11 protein-coding genes are annotated in these 17,253 nt (G+C 69.2%); 7 read left to right on the top strand and 4 right to left on the bottom strand.

Going from position 1 to position 17,253, the window contains the following annotated elements; genetic code table 11:
• The first annotated feature begins 40 nt into the window (after positions 1 to 40).
• From OG219_RS19380 to OG219_RS19370, 3 genes are all read left to right on the top strand, one after another.
• Positions 41 to 1,159, top strand: coding sequence for a ComF family protein (locus OG219_RS19380; RefSeq protein ID WP_266828182.1), 1,119 nt, complete (start codon positions 41 to 43; stop codon positions 1,157 to 1,159).
• A 283-nt stretch (positions 1,160 to 1,442) separates the two neighbouring features.
• Positions 1,443 to 2,168, top strand: a complete 726-nt coding sequence (gene raiA / locus OG219_RS19375) for a ribosome-associated translation inhibitor RaiA (RefSeq protein ID WP_266836149.1) — start codon at positions 1,443 to 1,445, stop codon at positions 2,166 to 2,168.
• A gap of 205 nt (positions 2,169 to 2,373) precedes the next feature.
• Positions 2,374 to 3,120, top strand: a complete 747-nt coding sequence (locus OG219_RS19370; protein ID WP_266460726.1) for a response regulator transcription factor — start codon at positions 2,374 to 2,376, stop codon at positions 3,118 to 3,120.
• A gap of 57 nt (positions 3,121 to 3,177) precedes the next feature.
• Here the strand turns inward: OG219_RS19370 and OG219_RS19365 are convergent, their stop codons facing one another.
• Positions 3,178 to 4,368 carry a winged helix-turn-helix domain-containing protein gene (locus tag OG219_RS19365; RefSeq protein ID WP_266828180.1) on the bottom strand — a complete coding sequence of 397 codons (1,191 nt, stop codon included), beginning with the start codon at positions 4,366 to 4,368 and terminating at the stop codon, positions 3,178 to 3,180.
• Between the two features lie 190 nt (positions 4,369 to 4,558).
• Complete coding sequence (locus OG219_RS19360) at positions 4,559 to 5,128, bottom strand: GNAT family N-acetyltransferase (RefSeq protein ID WP_266828178.1); 570 nt, start codon at positions 5,126 to 5,128, stop codon at positions 4,559 to 4,561.
• Positions 5,129 to 5,372: 244 nt separating this feature from the next.
• Between OG219_RS19360 and secA the strand changes: the two genes are divergently transcribed.
• Positions 5,373 to 8,186 (top strand): preprotein translocase subunit SecA, encoded by a 2,814-nt coding sequence (gene secA / locus OG219_RS19355; RefSeq protein WP_266828176.1) that lies wholly within the window; start codon positions 5,373 to 5,375, stop codon positions 8,184 to 8,186.
• A 102-nt stretch (positions 8,187 to 8,288) separates the two neighbouring features.
• Here the strand turns inward: secA and OG219_RS19350 are convergent, their stop codons facing one another.
• Positions 8,289 to 8,945, bottom strand: coding sequence for an Rv3235 family protein (locus OG219_RS19350; RefSeq protein WP_266828174.1), 657 nt, complete (start codon positions 8,943 to 8,945; stop codon positions 8,289 to 8,291).
• Between the two features lie 337 nt (positions 8,946 to 9,282).
• Between OG219_RS19350 and OG219_RS19345 the strand changes: the two genes are divergently transcribed.
• The 3 genes from OG219_RS19345 to OG219_RS19335 all read left to right on the top strand — a co-directional run bounded on the left by OG219_RS19345 (position 9,283) and on the right by OG219_RS19335 (position 16,361).
• On the top strand, positions 9,283 to 9,798 hold the full coding sequence (locus tag OG219_RS19345) for a hypothetical protein (RefSeq protein WP_266828172.1): 516 nt from the start codon (positions 9,283 to 9,285) through the stop codon (positions 9,796 to 9,798).
• Positions 9,799 to 10,180: 382 nt separating this feature from the next.
• Positions 10,181 to 10,846 carry an HAD family hydrolase gene (locus OG219_RS19340; protein ID WP_266828170.1) on the top strand — a complete coding sequence of 222 codons (666 nt, stop codon included), beginning with the start codon at positions 10,181 to 10,183 and terminating at the stop codon, positions 10,844 to 10,846.
• Positions 10,847 to 11,423: 577 nt separating this feature from the next.
• Entirely contained in the window at positions 11,424 to 16,361 is a 4,938-nt protein-coding gene (locus tag OG219_RS19335) for an NAD-glutamate dehydrogenase (RefSeq protein ID WP_266828168.1), read from the top strand.
• 76 nt (positions 16,362 to 16,437) lie between these two features.
• On the opposite strand, the gene OG219_RS19330 is transcribed toward OG219_RS19335, so the two are convergent.
• Positions 16,438 to 17,253: an ABC transporter ATP-binding protein gene (locus OG219_RS19330; RefSeq protein ID WP_266836148.1), complete on the bottom strand. Its 816-nt coding sequence runs from the start codon at positions 17,251 to 17,253 to the stop codon at positions 16,438 to 16,440.

Below are 17,253 nucleotides of genomic sequence, written 5' to 3'. Positions count from 1 at the left end.
GGGGTGGCCGGTCGGCCCGTGCCTTGGCACAGTGGTGGGCATGCGGGGGTGGTGGCAGGACCTCACGGATCTGGTGCTGCCGGCCGAGTGCGGGGGCTGCGGGAGGCCTCGCACGGTGCTCTGTACCGAGTGCCGTGCCGCCCTGACCGGGGCCGCACCGAGCCGGGTGCGACCGGTGCCGGAGCCGACCGGGCTGCCTGTGGTGCACGCGGCGGCTCCCTACGAGGACGAGGTACGGGCGGTGCTCCTCGCCCACAAGGAACGGGGGGCGCTGATGCTCGCGGGTCCCCTCGGGGCGGCCCTGGCCGGGGCTGTGCGGGCGGGACTGGGGTACGCGGGTCTCCCAGTGCAGGAGAGGCGGCTCACGGCCTCGGAGGGCTCGCTGAGGGGCGGGAACGGGCAGCTGTGGACCGAGGCTCCGTCGGGAGCAGGCTGCGGGTCGCCGGGGACTGTCGGTGGTCGGCCGAGGGCGAGCGGGTCGCGAAGGGAGCAGGGGGGTCGGCCGTGGGTTCGGGACGACCGAGCGGGAGTCGGTGGCGGGCAGCCGTGGGCGGGGAGCGGGCAGGTGCCGCCGGGAGCTGTCGGCGGAGTCGGGCGCGGGGGCGTGCTGCTGGTTCCCGTGCCCTCCTCGCGGCGGGCGGTGCGGGCGCGAGGCCATGATCCGGCGCGGCGGATCGCTCTCGCCGCGGCGGGTGAGCTGCGTCGTACGGGGACTCCGGCCCGGGTGCTCGCAGTGCTGCGGCAGAGGCGTGCCGTGGTGGACCAGGCGGGGCTCAACTCCCGGCAGCGGCTGGACAATCTCGCGGGCGCCCTGGAGGTGGCCGCAGGGGGTGAACGGCTGTTGGCGGACGGCGGCCGGATCGTGCTCGTGGACGACTTGATGACGACGGGCGCCTCGCTGACGGAGGCGGCTCGTGCCGTGCGGACGGCGGTGCCGGACACCGACGCCGACGACGCCCACCGGGTGGCGGAACGGGTAGCGGCAGGGGACTGCGGGGCAGAGAAAACGGCGGCCAGGGCAGACGGAGCGCAGGCGGCCCGGGGTGTGGCGGGCCGGCGCGGAACGGGAGGCGCAGTGGGTATGGGCGGAGCGGGAGTCATGATCTGCGCGGCAGTGATCGTGGCGCCACCGGACTCGTTCGAAATAAACCGGAACTGACCAGGAACTTGCATCGTTGCAGGTAATGACTCGACCAATTCACCTGAACGGAGGTACGCCGCAGTAGAGGGTGACGACATCCGTCCGGGCGAGATATGTTCGGTTGTGAGGCAATGGCGCAGGCCGTACCTCGTTAATCCGAATGCCGTGCCGCGGGTTTTTTGCAATCACCCGCTTCGGTTGGGGTGTAGATCTTGCCCATGGGGGAGGAGGAGGTGAAAGTCACCGAGTCCGAGGTTCCGGGACTCACCGGAGCCTGGTGCAAAAGGGAGACGCCCCGCCAGTGGAGTGGGGCTATCCGGGAACGGAGTTCTGCGTGGACATCGTCGTCAAGGGCCGCAAGACCGAGGTGCCCGAGAGGTTCCGCAAGCACGTGGCCGAGAAGCTGAAGCTGGAGAAGATCCAGAAGCTCGATGGCAAGGTGATCAGCCTCGACGTCGAGGTGTCCAAGGAGCCGAACCCCCGTCAGGCCGACCGTTGTGACCGAGTGGAGATCACGCTCCGCTCCCGCGGTCCGGTGATCCGGGCGGAGGCCTCGGCAAACGATCCGTATGCAGCACTCGACCTGGCGGCGGACAAACTCGAAGCCCGGCTGCGCAAGCAGCACGACAAGCGCTACACCCGCCGTGGTACCGGCAGGATCTCGGCCGCAGAGGTCGCCGACCGCGTTCCGGGCGCCGCGACGCTCAACGGAGACGGCAGCGTCGTCCACGACGAGGAACCCGACAGCGTGCCGACCAAGAAGGTCGGCCCCCTCGAGGTCATGGGCGAAGGCCCCCTCGTCGTCCGCGAGAAGACCCACGTGGCCGCACCCATGTCCCTCGACCAGGCCCTCTACGAGATGGAACTGGTCGGGCACGACTTCTATCTGTTCGTCGACTCCGAGACCAAGGAACCGAGTGTCGTCTACCGGCGGCACGCGTACGACTACGGCGTCATCCACCTCAACACGGACCCGATGATCGCCCGAGCAGGGTCGGACGCGCCGGGCGGAGCGCTCGGCGGCTGACCCACGCCGGTGACAGCTGAACCGGTGCCCCTGGAGCGCCTGTGCGCCCCCAGGGGCACCGGTGTGCGACCATTCGCGCCCCGCGCTGTCACCGCGCTGTCGCCCGGGCATGGAATCATGGCGGTACCGGCCCAACCCGTGGGCCGCTGCCTTGGGTTGGCGATGGCACAGAAACACAGGCCGCGGCCTTCAGGGGGAGGGAACGATGGCGGACAGCTTCGGACCGATGCGTGACGCGGATGCCGGCGACGGCGTCGTCGCCATGGGCCCGGACGCGGGGTCTCCACGCAAGGAGCCCATCCGGGTCCTGGTCGTGGACGACCACGCCCTCTTCCGCCGCGGTCTGGAGATCGTGCTCGCGGCCGAGGAGGACATCCAGGTCGTCGGTGAGGCGGGTGACGGAGCAGAGGCGGTCGACAAAGCGGCCGATCTGCTGCCCGACATCGTGCTGATGGACGTACGGATGCCGAAGCGGGGCGGGATCGAGGCGTGCACCTCCATCAAGGAGGTGGCCCCCAGCGCGAAGATCATCATGCTGACGATCAGCGACGAGGAAGCCGATCTCTACGACGCGATCAAGGCGGGCGCGACCGGTTATCTCCTCAAGGAGATTTCCACGGACGAAGTGGCCACCGCCATTCGCGCGGTGGCCGACGGGCAGTCGCAGATCAGCCCCTCCATGGCGTCGAAACTGCTCACCGAGTTCAAGTCGATGATCCAGCGCACCGACGAGCGCCGACTGGTGCCCGCACCGCGGCTGACGGAGCGCGAGTTGGAGGTTCTCAAGCTCGTCGCCACGGGGATGAACAACCGTGATATCGCCAAGGAGTTGTTCATCTCCGAGAACACGGTGAAGAACCATGTGCGCAACATCCTGGAGAAGCTGCAGCTGCACTCCAGGATGGAGGCCGTGGTGTACGCGATGCGGGAGAAGATCCTCGAAATTCGCTAGTCACTCGGGTGAGTTGGGTGAGTGGGGTGAGTCCGGCTCGTCGGGTTCGCCGGGTGGTCACGCGAGTGCGTGTGACAGCTCTCTGGTGAGTGGCGCGCGCAGCTCCGGGGCGTCCACCCGTTCCACGCGTACGTCCGTGCAGTCCACCCAGCTCGCGGCCTCCACCAGGGCCTGGGCCACCGCGGGGACGGCCTTGGGACCGTCCAGCGTGACCTGCTTGGCGACCAGGGTGCGGCCCTCGCGGGCGGGGTCCACGCGGCCGACGAGCCGGCCGCCGGCGAGGACCGGCATCGCGAAGTAGCCGTACACCCGCTTCGGCTTGGGGGTGTACGCCTCCAAGCGGTGGGTGAAGCCGAAGATCCGCTCCGTGCGGGCCCGCTCCCAGATGAGGGAGTCGAACGGCGACAGCAGCGTCGTACGGTGGCGGCCGCGCGGGGTCGTTTCCAGGGCCTCCGGGTCCGCCCACGCCGGCTTGCCCCAGCCCGCCACCGTCACCGGGACCAGGCCCGAGTCGGCGATCACCGCGTCGACCTGCTCGCCCTTGAGGCGGTGGTAGTCGGCGATGTCCGCGCGCGTGCCGACGCCCAGGGACTCGCCTGCGAGGCGGACGAGGCGGCGCAGGCACTCCGTGTCGTCCAGCTCGTCGTGGAGCAGTGCCTCGGGGATCGCGCGCTCGGCGAGGTCGTACACCCGCTTCCAGCCGCGGCGTTCGGTGCACACCACCTCGCCGTACATCAGCGCGCGCTCCACGGCGACCTTGGTGCCCGACCAGTCCCACCACTCGCTGGTCTTCTTCGCGCCGCCCAAGTCCGTGGCCGTGAGGGGGCCTTCGGCGCGGAGCTGCTTGATGACCTGGTCGTAGGTGCCGTCCGGCAGGTCGTGGTTCCAGTGCGGGCGGGCGCGGTAGGAGCGGCGGCGGAAGGCGAAGTGGGGCCACTCCTCCACGGGGAGGATGCAAGCCGCGTGGGACCAGTACTCGAAGGCGTGGGGTGCGCCGTCGGAACCCGGTGTCCAGTACGCCTGGTCCACCGTCTTGCGGCCCACCGCGCCCAGGCGGGCGTACGGGATGAGTTCGTGGGAGCGGGCGAGGACGGAGATCGTGTCGAGTTGGACCGCGCCGAGGTGTCGCAGGACTCCGCGTACGCCGCCCCTGCGGTCGGGGGCGCCCAGGAAGCCCTGTGCCCGTAGGGCGATGCGGCGGGCTTCGTCGGTGGAGAGCTCGGTGGTGGGACGCGGGAGGCTCGTCATGTCCTCACGGTAGGCGGTGCCACTGACAGTGGGGGTGGGTTGGGGCCCCGTGCTGGGGCGCGCACGCTGCATGGGTGCCCGGCGATTGGGCTGGGGTCGGGTGGGTCGCGCAGCCCGGCGCTGTACGGGGTGCCGCTGTGCCCACCCGTGCCGCCCCTAGCGGTACGCATGCCCACAGCTAGGAGGGTTGCTATGACGGTGTTGGCAAGTACGGGGCCGTCGATGGGAGGCCCAAGTCTGAGGGGAGTAGAGAAGCTACCCAGCAGTCTCTGCGTACGCCCTTGTTGTTGATGGCGGAGCGGAGGGTGCCTTCCAGGGTGAAGCCGGCGTTTTCGGCTACGGCGCGGGAGGCTGTGTTGCCCACCTGGGCGCGCCATTCCACGCGGTCGAGGGAGATGTCGGTGAAGGCCCAGCGGGACGCGGCGGTCGCGGCCTCGGTGATGTAGCCGTTGCCGCGGTGTTCCTTCTTCGCCCAGAAGCCGATCTCGCCGGTGCCCAGGGAGCGCATCGTGATGGCGAGCATGCCCACCAACTCCCCCGAGGGGAGGAAGACCCCGAAGGTGAACATGGAGCCGTCCGCCCAGCCGTCGGGCACCATCTGGTCCGTGAATCCCGCCGCGTGCTCGCGGAGATAGGGCGACGGGATGGTGGTCCAGCGCTGGATGTCGGGGTCCTGGACGGCGTCGTACACGGCGTCGGTGTCGTGCGGGCCGACGGTGCGCAGCAGGAGACGGTCCGTGGTCAGAGTGACGGGGTCCATCGGCCGATTCTGCTCGGGCGAGCGGAAGGACGCCATTCTTTTGCTGAGAGTGAGTGCCTCATTACTTTTCGCGACGCGAACGCGGCACCTTCCGCAACCCCTGCCCGTTGTCCTAGTGGCTGTCACGGGCAGACCTCCCGGCGCGGTGGGGTCCTCGCTTACGATGGCCGTTGCTCAAGCTGCAAATTGAATCTGTCATTGAAACCGACCGTCCCAGGCCCGACCGGCAAGGAGACAAACCCTCGTGTCCGTCCTCTCGAAGATCATGCGTGCAGGCGAAGGCAAGATCCTGCGCAAGCTGCACCGCATCGCGGACCAGGTCACCTCCATCGAAGAGGACTTCGTCGACCTCTCCGACGCCGAGCTGAGGGCCCTCACCGATGAGTACAAGCAGCGGTACGCCGACGGCGAGAGCCTCGACGACCTGCTGCCCGAGGCCTTTGCGACCGTCCGCGAAGCCGCCAAGCGCGTCCTTGGCCAGCGTCACTACGACGTGCAGATGATGGGTGGCGCCGCGCTCCACCTCGGCTATGTCGCGGAGATGAAGACCGGTGAGGGCAAGACCCTGGTCGGCACGCTGCCGGCGTATCTGAACGCGCTCACCGGAGACGGCGTCCACCTCATCACGGTCAACGACTACCTGGCCGAGCGCGACTCCGAAATGATGGGCCGCGTCCACAAGTTCCTGGGTCTGAGTGTCGGCTGCATCCTCGCCAACATGACGCCGGCCCAGCGCCGCGAGCAGTACGCGTGCGACATCACGTACGGCACGAACAACGAGTTCGGCTTCGACTACCTGCGCGACAACATGGCGTGGTCGCAGGACGAACTGGTGCAGCGCGGCCACAACTACGCGATCGTCGACGAGGTCGACTCGATCCTCGTCGACGAGGCCCGTACGCCGCTGATCATCTCCGGTCCGGCCGACCAGGCCACCAAGTGGTACGGCGACTTCGCCAAGCTCGTCACGCGCCTGAAGAAGGGCGAGGCGGGCAACACCCTGAAGGGCATCGAGGAGACCGGCGACTACGAGGTCGACGAGAAGAAGCGCACCGTCGCCATCCACGAGCCCGGCGTCGCCAAGGTCGAGGACTGGCTGGGCATCGACAACCTGTACGAGTCGGTGAACACCCCGCTCGTCGGCTACTTGAACAACGCCATCAAGGCCAAGGAACTGTTCAAGAAGGACAAGGACTACGTCGTCATCGACGGCGAAGTCATGATCGTCGACGAGCACACCGGCCGTATCCTCGCCGGCCGCCGCTACAACGAGGGCATGCACCAGGCGATCGAGGCGAAGGAAGGGGTGGACATCAAGGACGAGAACCAGACGCTCGCCACGATCACCCTGCAGAACTTCTTCCGCCTCTACAGCAAGCTCTCCGGCATGACCGGTACGGCGATGACCGAGGCCGCCGAGTTCCACCAGATCTACAAGCTCGGCGTCGTCCCGATCCCGACCAACATGCCCATGGTCCGCAAGGACCAGTCGGACCTGATCTACCGCACCGAGGTCGCCAAGTTCGACGCGGTGGTCGACGACATCGCCGAGAAGCACGAGAAGGGCCAGCCGATCCTCGTCGGTACGACGTCGGTCGAGAAGTCCGAGTACCTCTCGCAGCAGCTCTCCAAGCGCGGCATCCAGCACGAAGTGCTGAACGCGAAGCAGCACGACCGTGAGGCGCCGATCATCGCCCAGGCCGGCCGCAGGGGCGCGGTGACCGTGGCCACGAACATGGCCGGCCGTGGTACGGACATCAAGCTCGGCGGCAACCCCGACGATCTCGCCGAGGCGGAGCTGCGCCAGCGCGGCCTCGACCCCGAGGAGCACATCGAGGAGTGGGCCGCGGCGCTGCCCGCCGCCCTGGAGCGGGCCGCCAAGGCGGTGGAGGCCGAGTTCGAGGAGGTCAAGGACCTCGGCGGGCTCTACGTCCTGGGCACCGAGCGGCACGAGTCGCGGCGCATCGACAACCAGCTGCGCGGTCGTAGCGGCCGTCAGGGAGACCCGGGCGAGTCCCGCTTCTACCTGTCGCTGGGTGACGACCTGATGCGCCTCTTCAAGGCCGCGATGGTCGAGCGCGTCATGTCGATGGCGAACGTTCCCGACGACGTACCGATCGAGAACAAGATGGTCACGCGCGCGATCGCGTCCGCCCAGTCGCAGGTCGAGCAGCAGAACTTCGAGACCCGTAAGAACGTCCTGAAGTACGACGAGGTCCTCAACCGGCAGCGCGAGGTCATCTACGGCGAGCGCCGCCGCGTCCTGGAGGGCGAGGACCTGCAGGAGCAGATCCAGCACTTCACGGACGACACGATCGACGCGTACATCGAGGCCGAGACCGCCGAGGGCTTCGCCGAGGAATGGGACGTGGACCGGCTGTGGGGCGCCTTCAAGCAGCTCTACCCGGTGAAGGTCACCGTCGAGGAGCTGGAGGAGGCCGCCGGCGACCGTGCCGGTCTGACCGCCGACTTCATCTCGGAGTCCATCAAGGACGACGTCCACGAGCAGTACGCGGCCCGCGAGGAGCAGCTCGGCTCCGAGATCATGCGTGAGCTCGAGCGCCGGGTCGTGCTGTCGGTCCTCGACCGCAAGTGGCGCGAGCACCTCTACGAGATGGACTACCTCCAGGAGGGCATCGGCCTGCGCGCCATGGCGCAGAAGGACCCCCTGGTCGAGTACCAGCGCGAGGGCTTCGACATGTTCACCGCCATGATGGACGGCATCAAGGAGGAGTCCGTCGGCTACCTGTTCAACCTGGAGGTCCAGGTCGAGCAGCAGGTCGAGGAGGTTCCGGTCCAGGACGCCGGTCCTTCCCTGGACAAGAAGACGGACGCCGTCCCCGCGGGTGCGCGTCCCGAGATCCGCGCCAAGGGGCTCGACGCCCCGCAGCGCCCGGACCGGCTGCACTTCTCCGCACCCTCCGTGGACGGTGAGGGCGGCATCGTCGAGGGCGACTTCGCCAGCGACGACGACGAGCCGGTGCGCTCCGAGTCGGACGGCCTCACGCGCGCGGAGCGTCGCAAGCAGCAGAAGGGCACGCGTCGCCGCAAGAAGTGACCGGCGGTTCGGCGGTCCAGTTTTCGGCTTGAGGGCCGGGCACCTTTGGGTGCCCGGCCCTTTGCGTCTCCTCTTGGTCGTGTGAGGGGGGTGGCCCGAGGGTCAGTCGTCGTTCGTGTGTGGCATGCGGGGGCCGCCCAGTTCGACCGCCGTGCAGCGCCAGCGGAGGTCGGGGGCCTGTTCCAGGCGGAAGGCCATGGCGCGGAGCTGGTCGCCCGCCCCGATGCGGGCGAAGGCCTCGATCGCGCCGGGGCGCGGCACGTAGTAGCCGATGTCGCGGACGACCGGGCGGGTGCCACGGGTGCGCAGGAGGCCGCGTTCGGCGAGCCAGGCCAGTTCGTCGTAGGCGCGGCTCGCGGTGTGGCGCAGCATGCAGTGGACGGGGCGCTGGCCGCTCAGTACGGCGAGCAGGAGGTCGGCGAAGAGGTCGGTGGGGCGGGGGCGGAAAGCGGGCCTGTGGGGGGCCTGGGCGGGGGCCGGCCTGTGCGGGGCCTCAGGGGGCGCGGTGAGGGTCGTGGCTCCGGCCGACGCCGTTGGGGGGCGGGTTGCGGGCGGCGTTGTCGGCGGGCGGGTTCCGGGTGTTGTGGTGCGCGTTGCGCCTCCGCCGGGGGTCGTCGGGGGTGGGCTGCCTCCCGGGGTCGTACGAGGGGTGCCGCCGCCCGGTGTGCGCGGTGAGGAGCTGCCGGGGCGGCGGGAGTCCTGGCGGCCGGGCGGGCGGGTGCCCGGGTGGCGCGGCGTCCTGGTCATCACCTTGTTCATGCACGTCCCCGCTCGACGGGCCCGGTTTGATACCGGGCGGTAACTTTTGCGTTGGGGATCTTGTACGAGGCGGGGGCGGGGCTTCGCAAGGACGTGGGGTGCGCGTCGGGGTGGCCGGAAAGTTCACCCATCAGGGTGGCCAGGGGGTGCGGGAGGCTTGGGGCGGGCGGGGTGTACCGGGTGAATCGCGGGCCCGGGGTGGACGGCTCGGAGGGTGCGGTCGGGGACTCGAAAGGGGACGCCCGCACGTATCCTGAAGGCCCTCCCCGGAGGCGCGGGACCGCCCTTCCCGGAGCCCTCCGACTGCGAAACTCCCCGACTACGAAAGCGGCCAGCCATGCGCGTCTACGTCCCCCTGACCCTCTCCGGGCTCGCCGAGGCGTACAAGACGGGGGAGCTGGGGGCGGGGCCGATCGTCGCGTACGCCGTCACGCCCGCGTTGCGGGAGTGGTATCTCTCCGACGACATCGAGGAGCTCGAGTACGCGGCGTTGAACCGTGCCGCGGTGGCGTCGCTGCGATTGCTGGCGGTTGATCCGGGGGCTGTGCGGCGGCGGGTGGTTGTCGCAGTTGATGTGGCCGACCGGGACGCGGTCGGGGATCCCGATCGGGGGCTGGATCCTGGGGCGCTCGGTGAGGTTCGGGTTTCTGGAGCTGTGCCCTTGGCCAAGGCGGCTGCTGTGCATGTCGACCTTGTGGATGCGGAGGGTGATGTCGGTGCCGCCGTGGAGGCGCTGGGGGCCGCTGATCACGGGGACGATGACGCGCAGTTCGTCGTGGACGGGGCTGAGGATCACGAGTTGTTGTGGTTCGCCACGCAGGAGATTCCCAACCTGGTGGGGTTGGGGGACTGAGGGTTCGCTTCGCCGGGTTCGGCGCCCGGGGTGGGGCTGAGGTTGGGGTGGGTGCGCTTGCCTGCGCTTGCAGGGTGCCGCTGTGCCCACCCGTGCCGCCCCTAGCGGCACGCATGCCCACAGCTATGACGGACGGGTGGGTGGGCTGCCGCCCCTAGCGGGACGCATGCCGACAGCTGGGACGGACGGACGGGTGGGTGGGCTGCGGCCCCTAGCGGGACGCATGCCGACAGCTGGGACGGACGGACGGGTGGGTGGGCTGCGGCCCCTAGCGGCACGCATGCCCACAGCTATGACGGACGGGTGGGTGGGCTGCCGCCCCTAGCCGCACTCATGCCCACAGCCACGACGTGTGTCAGTGGGGGCGGGTACGTTCTTGTGTATGGGGAAGTACGGAGCAGCGCACATCGTGTGGGACTGGAACGGGACTCTGTTCCACGACAATGACGCGATCATCGGGGCGACGAACGCGGCGTTCGCCGAGTTGGGGCTTGAGCCGATCACCATGGAGCGGTACAGGGCTTTGTACTGCGTTCCGGTGCCGAGGTTCTATGAGCGGCTGATGGGGCGGCTGCCGACCGACGCCGAGTGGCAGATCATGGACGAGACCTTCCATCGGTACTACGCGGAGCACCGGCTGGGGTGCGCGCTCACCGAGGGAGTGCCGACGCTCCTGGCGGAGTGGGGGTCGGCGGGGCGTAGCCAGTCGATACTCAGCATGTACGGGCATGACGAACTGGTCCCGCTGGTACGGGGGTTCGGGATCGAGCCGCACTTCATACGCGTCGACGGGCGGACCGGGCCCTCCGGCGGCAGCAAGGCCGAGCACATGGTGCGGCATCTGGGCGCGCTCGCCGGCGTGGAGCCGGCCCGCGTGGTGGTGATCGGTGACGCCGCCGACGACGCGACAGCCGCCCGGCACGTGGGTGCGCAGGCAGTCCTCTACACCGGCGGTTCGCACGGCCGCGCCAGTCTGGAGGAGGCGGGCGTGCCCGTGGTGGACAGCCTGGAGGAAGCCGTCGTGGAGGCGGAGCGGCTGGCGGCCTGACCAAGGCTCTGGTGGTGCCGGCCGGGGTGAGGAATCCGTAGAGGAGGGGTCTGTCGACGGGCCCGCTCGGCGGGTAACCCGCCCGCACTGCACGCCCCCGCCCCTTTCGTCCCTGTGCAGAGTGTCAAAGTTCGACCCCTGCTTTTGTACACATACGGCTCATGACGACCCCCGGGTGGGGAGCGATAGCCTTGTGGCGTGATCAGCGCGATATCCCGCGGGGGCATTGGTGCCCCTGCCCCGCGCCCGGAGAGCACGGACGACATCCGTGACCGGGCGGCGGTCGCTGATCTTCGCAGGCGGGTCGGGGAGTCAAAGGCAGCACGGACACCCGGAGCGACATCCACAGCGCCGAGGGCACCCGAGGCAACGCCTGGGGCACCCGAGGCACCGGCGGTGCCGAGAGCAGCGTCACAGTCGCCGCGGGTGCCGAGAATGGCCGATAACCCCCCGCTCATCTCTCCGTGCGGCATAGCGTCGAACCAGACCGGACACCCCGCGTCAAGACGTTGCGTCGGAGAAGAGACCGTACTTCCTTCAACGTCACGCAATGGCGCGCGACAGGAGCCAGAGGACAATGCAGACCAAGCTGGACGAAGCCAAGGCCGAGCTGCTCGAACGGGCCGCCCGGGTAGCTGAGAACAGCCCGGTCGGGGGGCACCTACCGACTGGGACGACGGGCGAGGGCACCCCCGACCGGGACACCGTGCTCGCGTTCCTCCAGCGCTACTACCTGCACACCGCAGCGGAGGACCTGACCGACCGCGACCCGGTCGACATCTTCGGAGCCGCCTTCTCGCACTACCGCCTGGCCGAGAACCGCCCCCAGGGCACGGCCAACGTGCGGGTCCACACCCCGACCGTCGACGAGAACGGCTGGATGTGCAGCCACTCCGTCGTCGAGGTCGTGACCGACGACATGCCCTTCCTCGTCGACTCGGTCACCAATGAGCTTTCGCGCCAGGGGCGCGGCATCCACCTCGTCATCCACCCGCAGGTCGTCGTGCGGCGTGACCTCACCGGCAAGCTCATCGAGGTCCTGCCGACCCGGCCCACCGGCGATCTCCCGCACGACGCCGCCGTCGAGTCCTGGATCCATGTCGAGGTGGACCGCGAGACCGACCGCGCGGACCTGAAGCAGATGACCGCCGATCTGCTGCGCGTGCTCTCCGACGTCCGCGAGACCGTCGAGGACTGGGAGAAGATGCGCGACGCCGCGCTGCGCATCGCGGAGGAGCTGCCCAAGGAGCCGACCGCGGACGACCTGCGCGACCAGGAGGTCGAGGAGGCCCGGGAGCTGCTGCGCTGGCTCGCGGACGACCACTTCACCTTCCTGGGATACCGCGAGTACGAACTGCGGGACGACGACTCGCTCGCCGCCGTGGCCGGCACCGGGCTCGGCATCCTGCGCTCCGACCCGCACCACAGCGGCGAGGACAGCCACCCGGTCAGCCCGTCCTTCGAGCGGCTGCCCGCCGACGCCCGAGCCAAGGCCCGCGAGCACAAGCTCCTTGTGCTGACCAAGGCCAATAGCCGCTCCACCGTGCACCGGCCCTCGTACCTCGACTACGTCGGTGTGAAGAAGTTCGACGCCGAAGGCAATGTGATCGGCGAGCGGCGCTTCCTCGGGCTCTTCTCCTCGGCCGCGTACACCGAGTCCGTGCGGCGGGTTCCCGTGGTGCGCCGCAAGGTCGAGGAAGTCCTGCGCGGCGCCGGGTTCTCGCCCAACAGCCACGACGGGCGCGACCTGCTCCAGATCCTGGAGACGTACCCGCGCGACGAGCTGTTCCAGACACCGGCGGACGAGCTGCGGTCCATCGTCACCTCCGTCCTGTACCTCCAGGAGCGGCGCCGGCTGCGGCTCTACCTGCGCCAGGACGAGTACGGGCGTTACTACTCCGCCCTCGTCTACCTCCCGCGCGACCGCTACACCACCGGCGTACGCCTGCGGATCATCGACATCCTCAAGGAAGAACTCAACGGCACCAGCGTCGACTTCACGGCCTGGAACACCGAGTCGATCCTCTCCCGGCTGCACTTCGTGGTCCGTGTCGAGCCGGGCACCGAGCTGCCGCAGCTGTCCGACGCCGACAAGGAGCGGATCGAGGCCCGGCTCGTCGAGGCCGCCCGCTCCTGGGCCGACGGCTTCGGGGAGGCGCTGACTGCCGAGTTCGGCGAGGAGCGTGCCGCGGAACTGCTGCGCCGGTACGGTGTCGCCTTCCCCGAGGGGTACAAGGCCGACCACAATCCGCGCGCCGCCGTCGCCGACCTGGTCCACCTGGAGAAGCTGACCAGGGACGACACCAAGGACTTCGCGCTCAGCCTGTACGAGCCGGTGGGCGCGGGCCCCGGTGAGCGCCGCTTCAAGATCTACCGCACCGGCGAGCAGGTCTCCCTCTCCGCGGTCCTCCCCGCGATCAACCGCATGGGTGTCGAGGTCACCGACGAGCGTCCGTACGAGCTGCGCTGCTCGGACCGTACGACCGCCTGGATCTACGACTTCGGGCTGCGGCTGCCCAAGTCCCTGAACGGCAACGGCGATTACCTCGGTGACGACGGCCGCGAGCGGTTCCAGCAGGCCTTCGCCGCCACCTGGACCGGCGAGGCCGAGAACGACGGCTTCAACGCCCTCGTGCTGAGCGCCGGGCTCAACTGGCGGCAGGCGATGGTGCTGCGCGCGTACGCCAAGTACCTGCGCCAGGCGGGCTCGACCTTCAGCCAGGACTACATGGAGGACACCCTCCGCAACAACGTCCACACCACCCGGCTGCTCGTCTCGCTCTTCGAGGCGCGGATGTCGCCGGACCGGCAGCGCGCCGGTGTCGAGCTGACCGACGCCCTCCTGGAGGAACTGGACGCCGCTCTCGACCAGGTGGCCAGCCTGGACGAGGACCGGATCCTGCGCTCCTTCCTCACCGTCATCAAGGCGACCCTGCGGACGAACTTCTTCCAGGAGGCGCTGGGCGCGAAGCCCCACGAGTACGTCTCCATGAAGTTCGATCCGCAGGCCATCCCGGACCTGCCTGCGCCCCGGCCGGCGTACGAGATCTGGGTGTACTCGCCGCGCGTCGAGGGCGTGCACCTGCGGTTCGGCAAGGTCGCGCGCGGCGGGCTGCGCTGGTCCGACCGGAAGGAGGACTTCCGGACGGAGATCCTCGGTCTGGTCAAGGCGCAGATGGTCAAGAACACGGTCATCGTGCCGGTCGGCGCCAAGGGCGGCTTCGTCGCCAAGCAGCTGCCCGACCCGTCCGTGGACCGCGACGCCTGGCTGGCCGAGGGCATCCGCAGCTACAAGACCTTCATCTCCGCGCTGCTCGACATCACCGACAACATGGTGGCCGGTGAGGTCGTCCCGCCCGCGGACGTCGTACGGCACGACGAGGACGACACCTACCTCGTGGTCGCCGCCGACAAGGGCACCGCGACCTTCTCGGACATCGCCAACGGGGTCGCGGAGAGCTACAACTTCTGGCTCGGCGACGCCTTCGCCTCCGGTGGCTCGGCCGGTTACGACCACAAGAAGATGGGCATCACCGCGCGCGGTGCCTGGGAGTCCGTGAAGCGGCACTTCCGGGAGCTGGGCGTGAACACCCAGACGCAGGACTTCACGGTGGTCGGCGTCGGTGACATGTCCGGTGACGTGTTCGGCAACGGAATGCTGCTCAGCGAGCACATCCGGCTGGTCGCGGCCTTCGACCACCGGCACATCTTCATCGACCCGAAGCCGGACGCCGAGACCTCGTACGCCGAGCGGCGCCGCCTCTTCGAGCTGCCGCGCTCCTCGTGGGCCGACTACAACAGCGAGCTGATCTCGTCCGGCGGCGGCATCTTCCCGCGTACCGCCAAGGCCATCCCGATCAACGCGCACATCCGCGAGGCCCTCGGCATCGAGTCCCGCGTCGCCAAGATGACCCCGGCCGACCTGATGAAGGCGATCCTCCAGGCACAGGTCGACCTGCTGTGGAACGGCGGCATCGGTACGTACGTGAAGGCGTCCACCGAGACGCACGCGGACGTCGGCGACAAGGCCAACGACGCGATCCGCGTGGACGGCGCCGACCTGCGGGTCAAGGTCGTCGGCGAGGGCGGCAACCTGGGGCTCACCCAGCTCGGCCGGATCGAGTTCGCGCAGCACGGCGGCAGGATCAACACCGATGCCATCGACAACAGCGCGGGCGTGGACACCTCCGACCACGAGGTGAACATCAAGATCCTGCTCAACGCGACGGTGGCCAACGGCGACCTGACCGTCAAGCAGCGCAACAAGCAGCTCGCGGAGATGACCGAAGAGGTCGGCGCCCTGGTCCTGCGCAACAACTACGCGCAGAACGTGGCGATCGCCAACGCGCTGGCCCAGTCGCCCGACATGCTCCACGCCCAGCAGCGCTTCATGCGCACCCTGGTCAGGGAGGGCCACCTCGACCGCGCGCTGGAGTTCCTGCCCACCGACCGGCAGATCCGCGAGCGGCTCAACTCCGGGCAGGGGCTGACCGGTCCGGAGACGGCCGTCCTCCTCGCCTACACGAAGATCACGGTCTCCGACGCGCTGCTCGCCACCTCGCTGCCCGACGACCCGTACCTCCAGCGCCTGTTGCACGCCTACTTCCCGACCGCGCTGCGCGAGAAGTTCCGCGAGCAGATCGACGGGCACGCGCTGCGCCGCGAGATCGTGACGACCGTCCTGGTCAACGACACGGTCAACACGGGCGGTACGAGCTTCCTGCACCGCCTCCGTGAGGAGACCGGCGCCTCGCTGGAAGAGATCGTCCGGGCGCAGACCGCGGCCCGCGCGATCTTCGAGTCGAGCAAGGTGTGGGACGCGGTGGAGGCGCTCGACAATGTCGTCGCCGCCGACGTCCAGACCCGGATCCGGCTCCACTCGCGCCGGCTCGTCGAGCGCGGCACGCGCTGGCTGCTCAACAACCGGCCGCAGCCGCTCCAGCTCGCCGAGACGATCGGCTTCTTCAGCGACGGGGTCGAGCAGGTCTGGTCCGAGCTGCCCAAGCTGCTGCGCGGCGCGGATCTGGAGTGGTACCAGCAGATCTTCGACGAGCTGTCGGGCGCGGGCGTCCCGGACGAACTCGCCTCGCGGGTGGCCGGGTTCTCCTCCGCCTTCCCGACGCTGGACATCGTCGCGGTGGCCGACCGCACGGGCAAGGACCCGATGGGCGTCGCCGAGGTCTACTACGACCTCGCCGACCGCCTCGGCATCACCCAGCTGATGGACCGCATCATCGAGCTCCCGCGCGCCGACCGCTGGCAGTCCATGGCCCGCGCCTCCATCCGCGAGGACCTGTACGCGGCCCACGCGGCGCTCGTCGCCGACGTCCTCTCCGTCGGCAACGGAACCTCCACTCCCGAACAGCGCTTCAAGGCCTGGGAGGAGAGGAACGCGGCGATCCTCGGCCGGGCCCGCACGACCCTGGAGGAGATCCGCAGTTCGGACGCGTTCGACCTGGCGAATCTGTCGGTGGCTATGCGGACGATGCGGACGCTGTTGCGGACGCATTCGTAGCCGTACGCGGTACGCCGAAGGGGGCGCCCCCAGCCGTGATGGCTGGGGGCGCCCCCTTCTTCCTGTCTGTCGGGCGCTACTTGCCCGTGAACGCCTCGTACTCCTTGAGCACATCCTCCGTCGGCCCGTCCATGCGGAGTTCCCCCCGCTCCAGCCACAGCACCCGGTCACAGGTGTCCCGGATCGACTTGTTGTTGTGGCTGACCAGGAACACCGTGCCGGCGGTCTTCCGCAGCTCCCGGATGCGAGCCTCGGAGCGCTTCTGGAAGGAGCGGTCGCCGGTCGCCAGGGCCTCGTCGATCATCAGGACGTCGTGGTCCTTGGCGGCGGCGATGGAGAACCGGAGCCGGGCCGACATGCCGGACGAGTACGTGCGCATGGGCAGCGTGATGAAGTCGCCCTTCTCGTTGATGCCGGAGAAGTCGACGATCTCCTGGTATCGCTCGCGCACCTGCTCCTTGGACATGCCCATCGCGAGGCCGCCGAGGTAGACGTTGCGCTCGCCCGTGAGGTCGCCCATCAGGGCCGCGTTCACGCCGAGGAGCGAGGGCTGGCCATCGGTGTAGATCCTGCCGTTCTCCACCGGGAGGAGACCCGCGCACGCCTTGAGGAGCGTGGACTTGCCGGAGCCGTTGGTGCCGATCAGGCCGATGGCCTCGCCCCGGTACGCCGTGAAGGAGACGTTCTTGACGGCGTGCACCTTGCGGACGCCGGCCGCCTTCTCGGACTTCTCGCGGCGCATGATGCGGTTGAGCGCGGCGGTGGCGGAACCGCGGCCGCCGCCGGTGCCGTTGACGCGGTAGACGATGTCGACGCGGTCGACGATGACGGTGGGGACCAGCTCACCGGGGGTGTCGACGGGGGCGCTCGCGGGGGTGCTCTTCGTGATGAT

The organism is Streptomyces sp. NBC_00038, assembly GCF_026343635.1.
Classification (GTDB): domain Bacteria; phylum Actinomycetota; class Actinomycetes; order Streptomycetales; family Streptomycetaceae; genus Streptomyces.
This window is presented reverse-complemented; position numbering and strand designations above follow the sequence as displayed.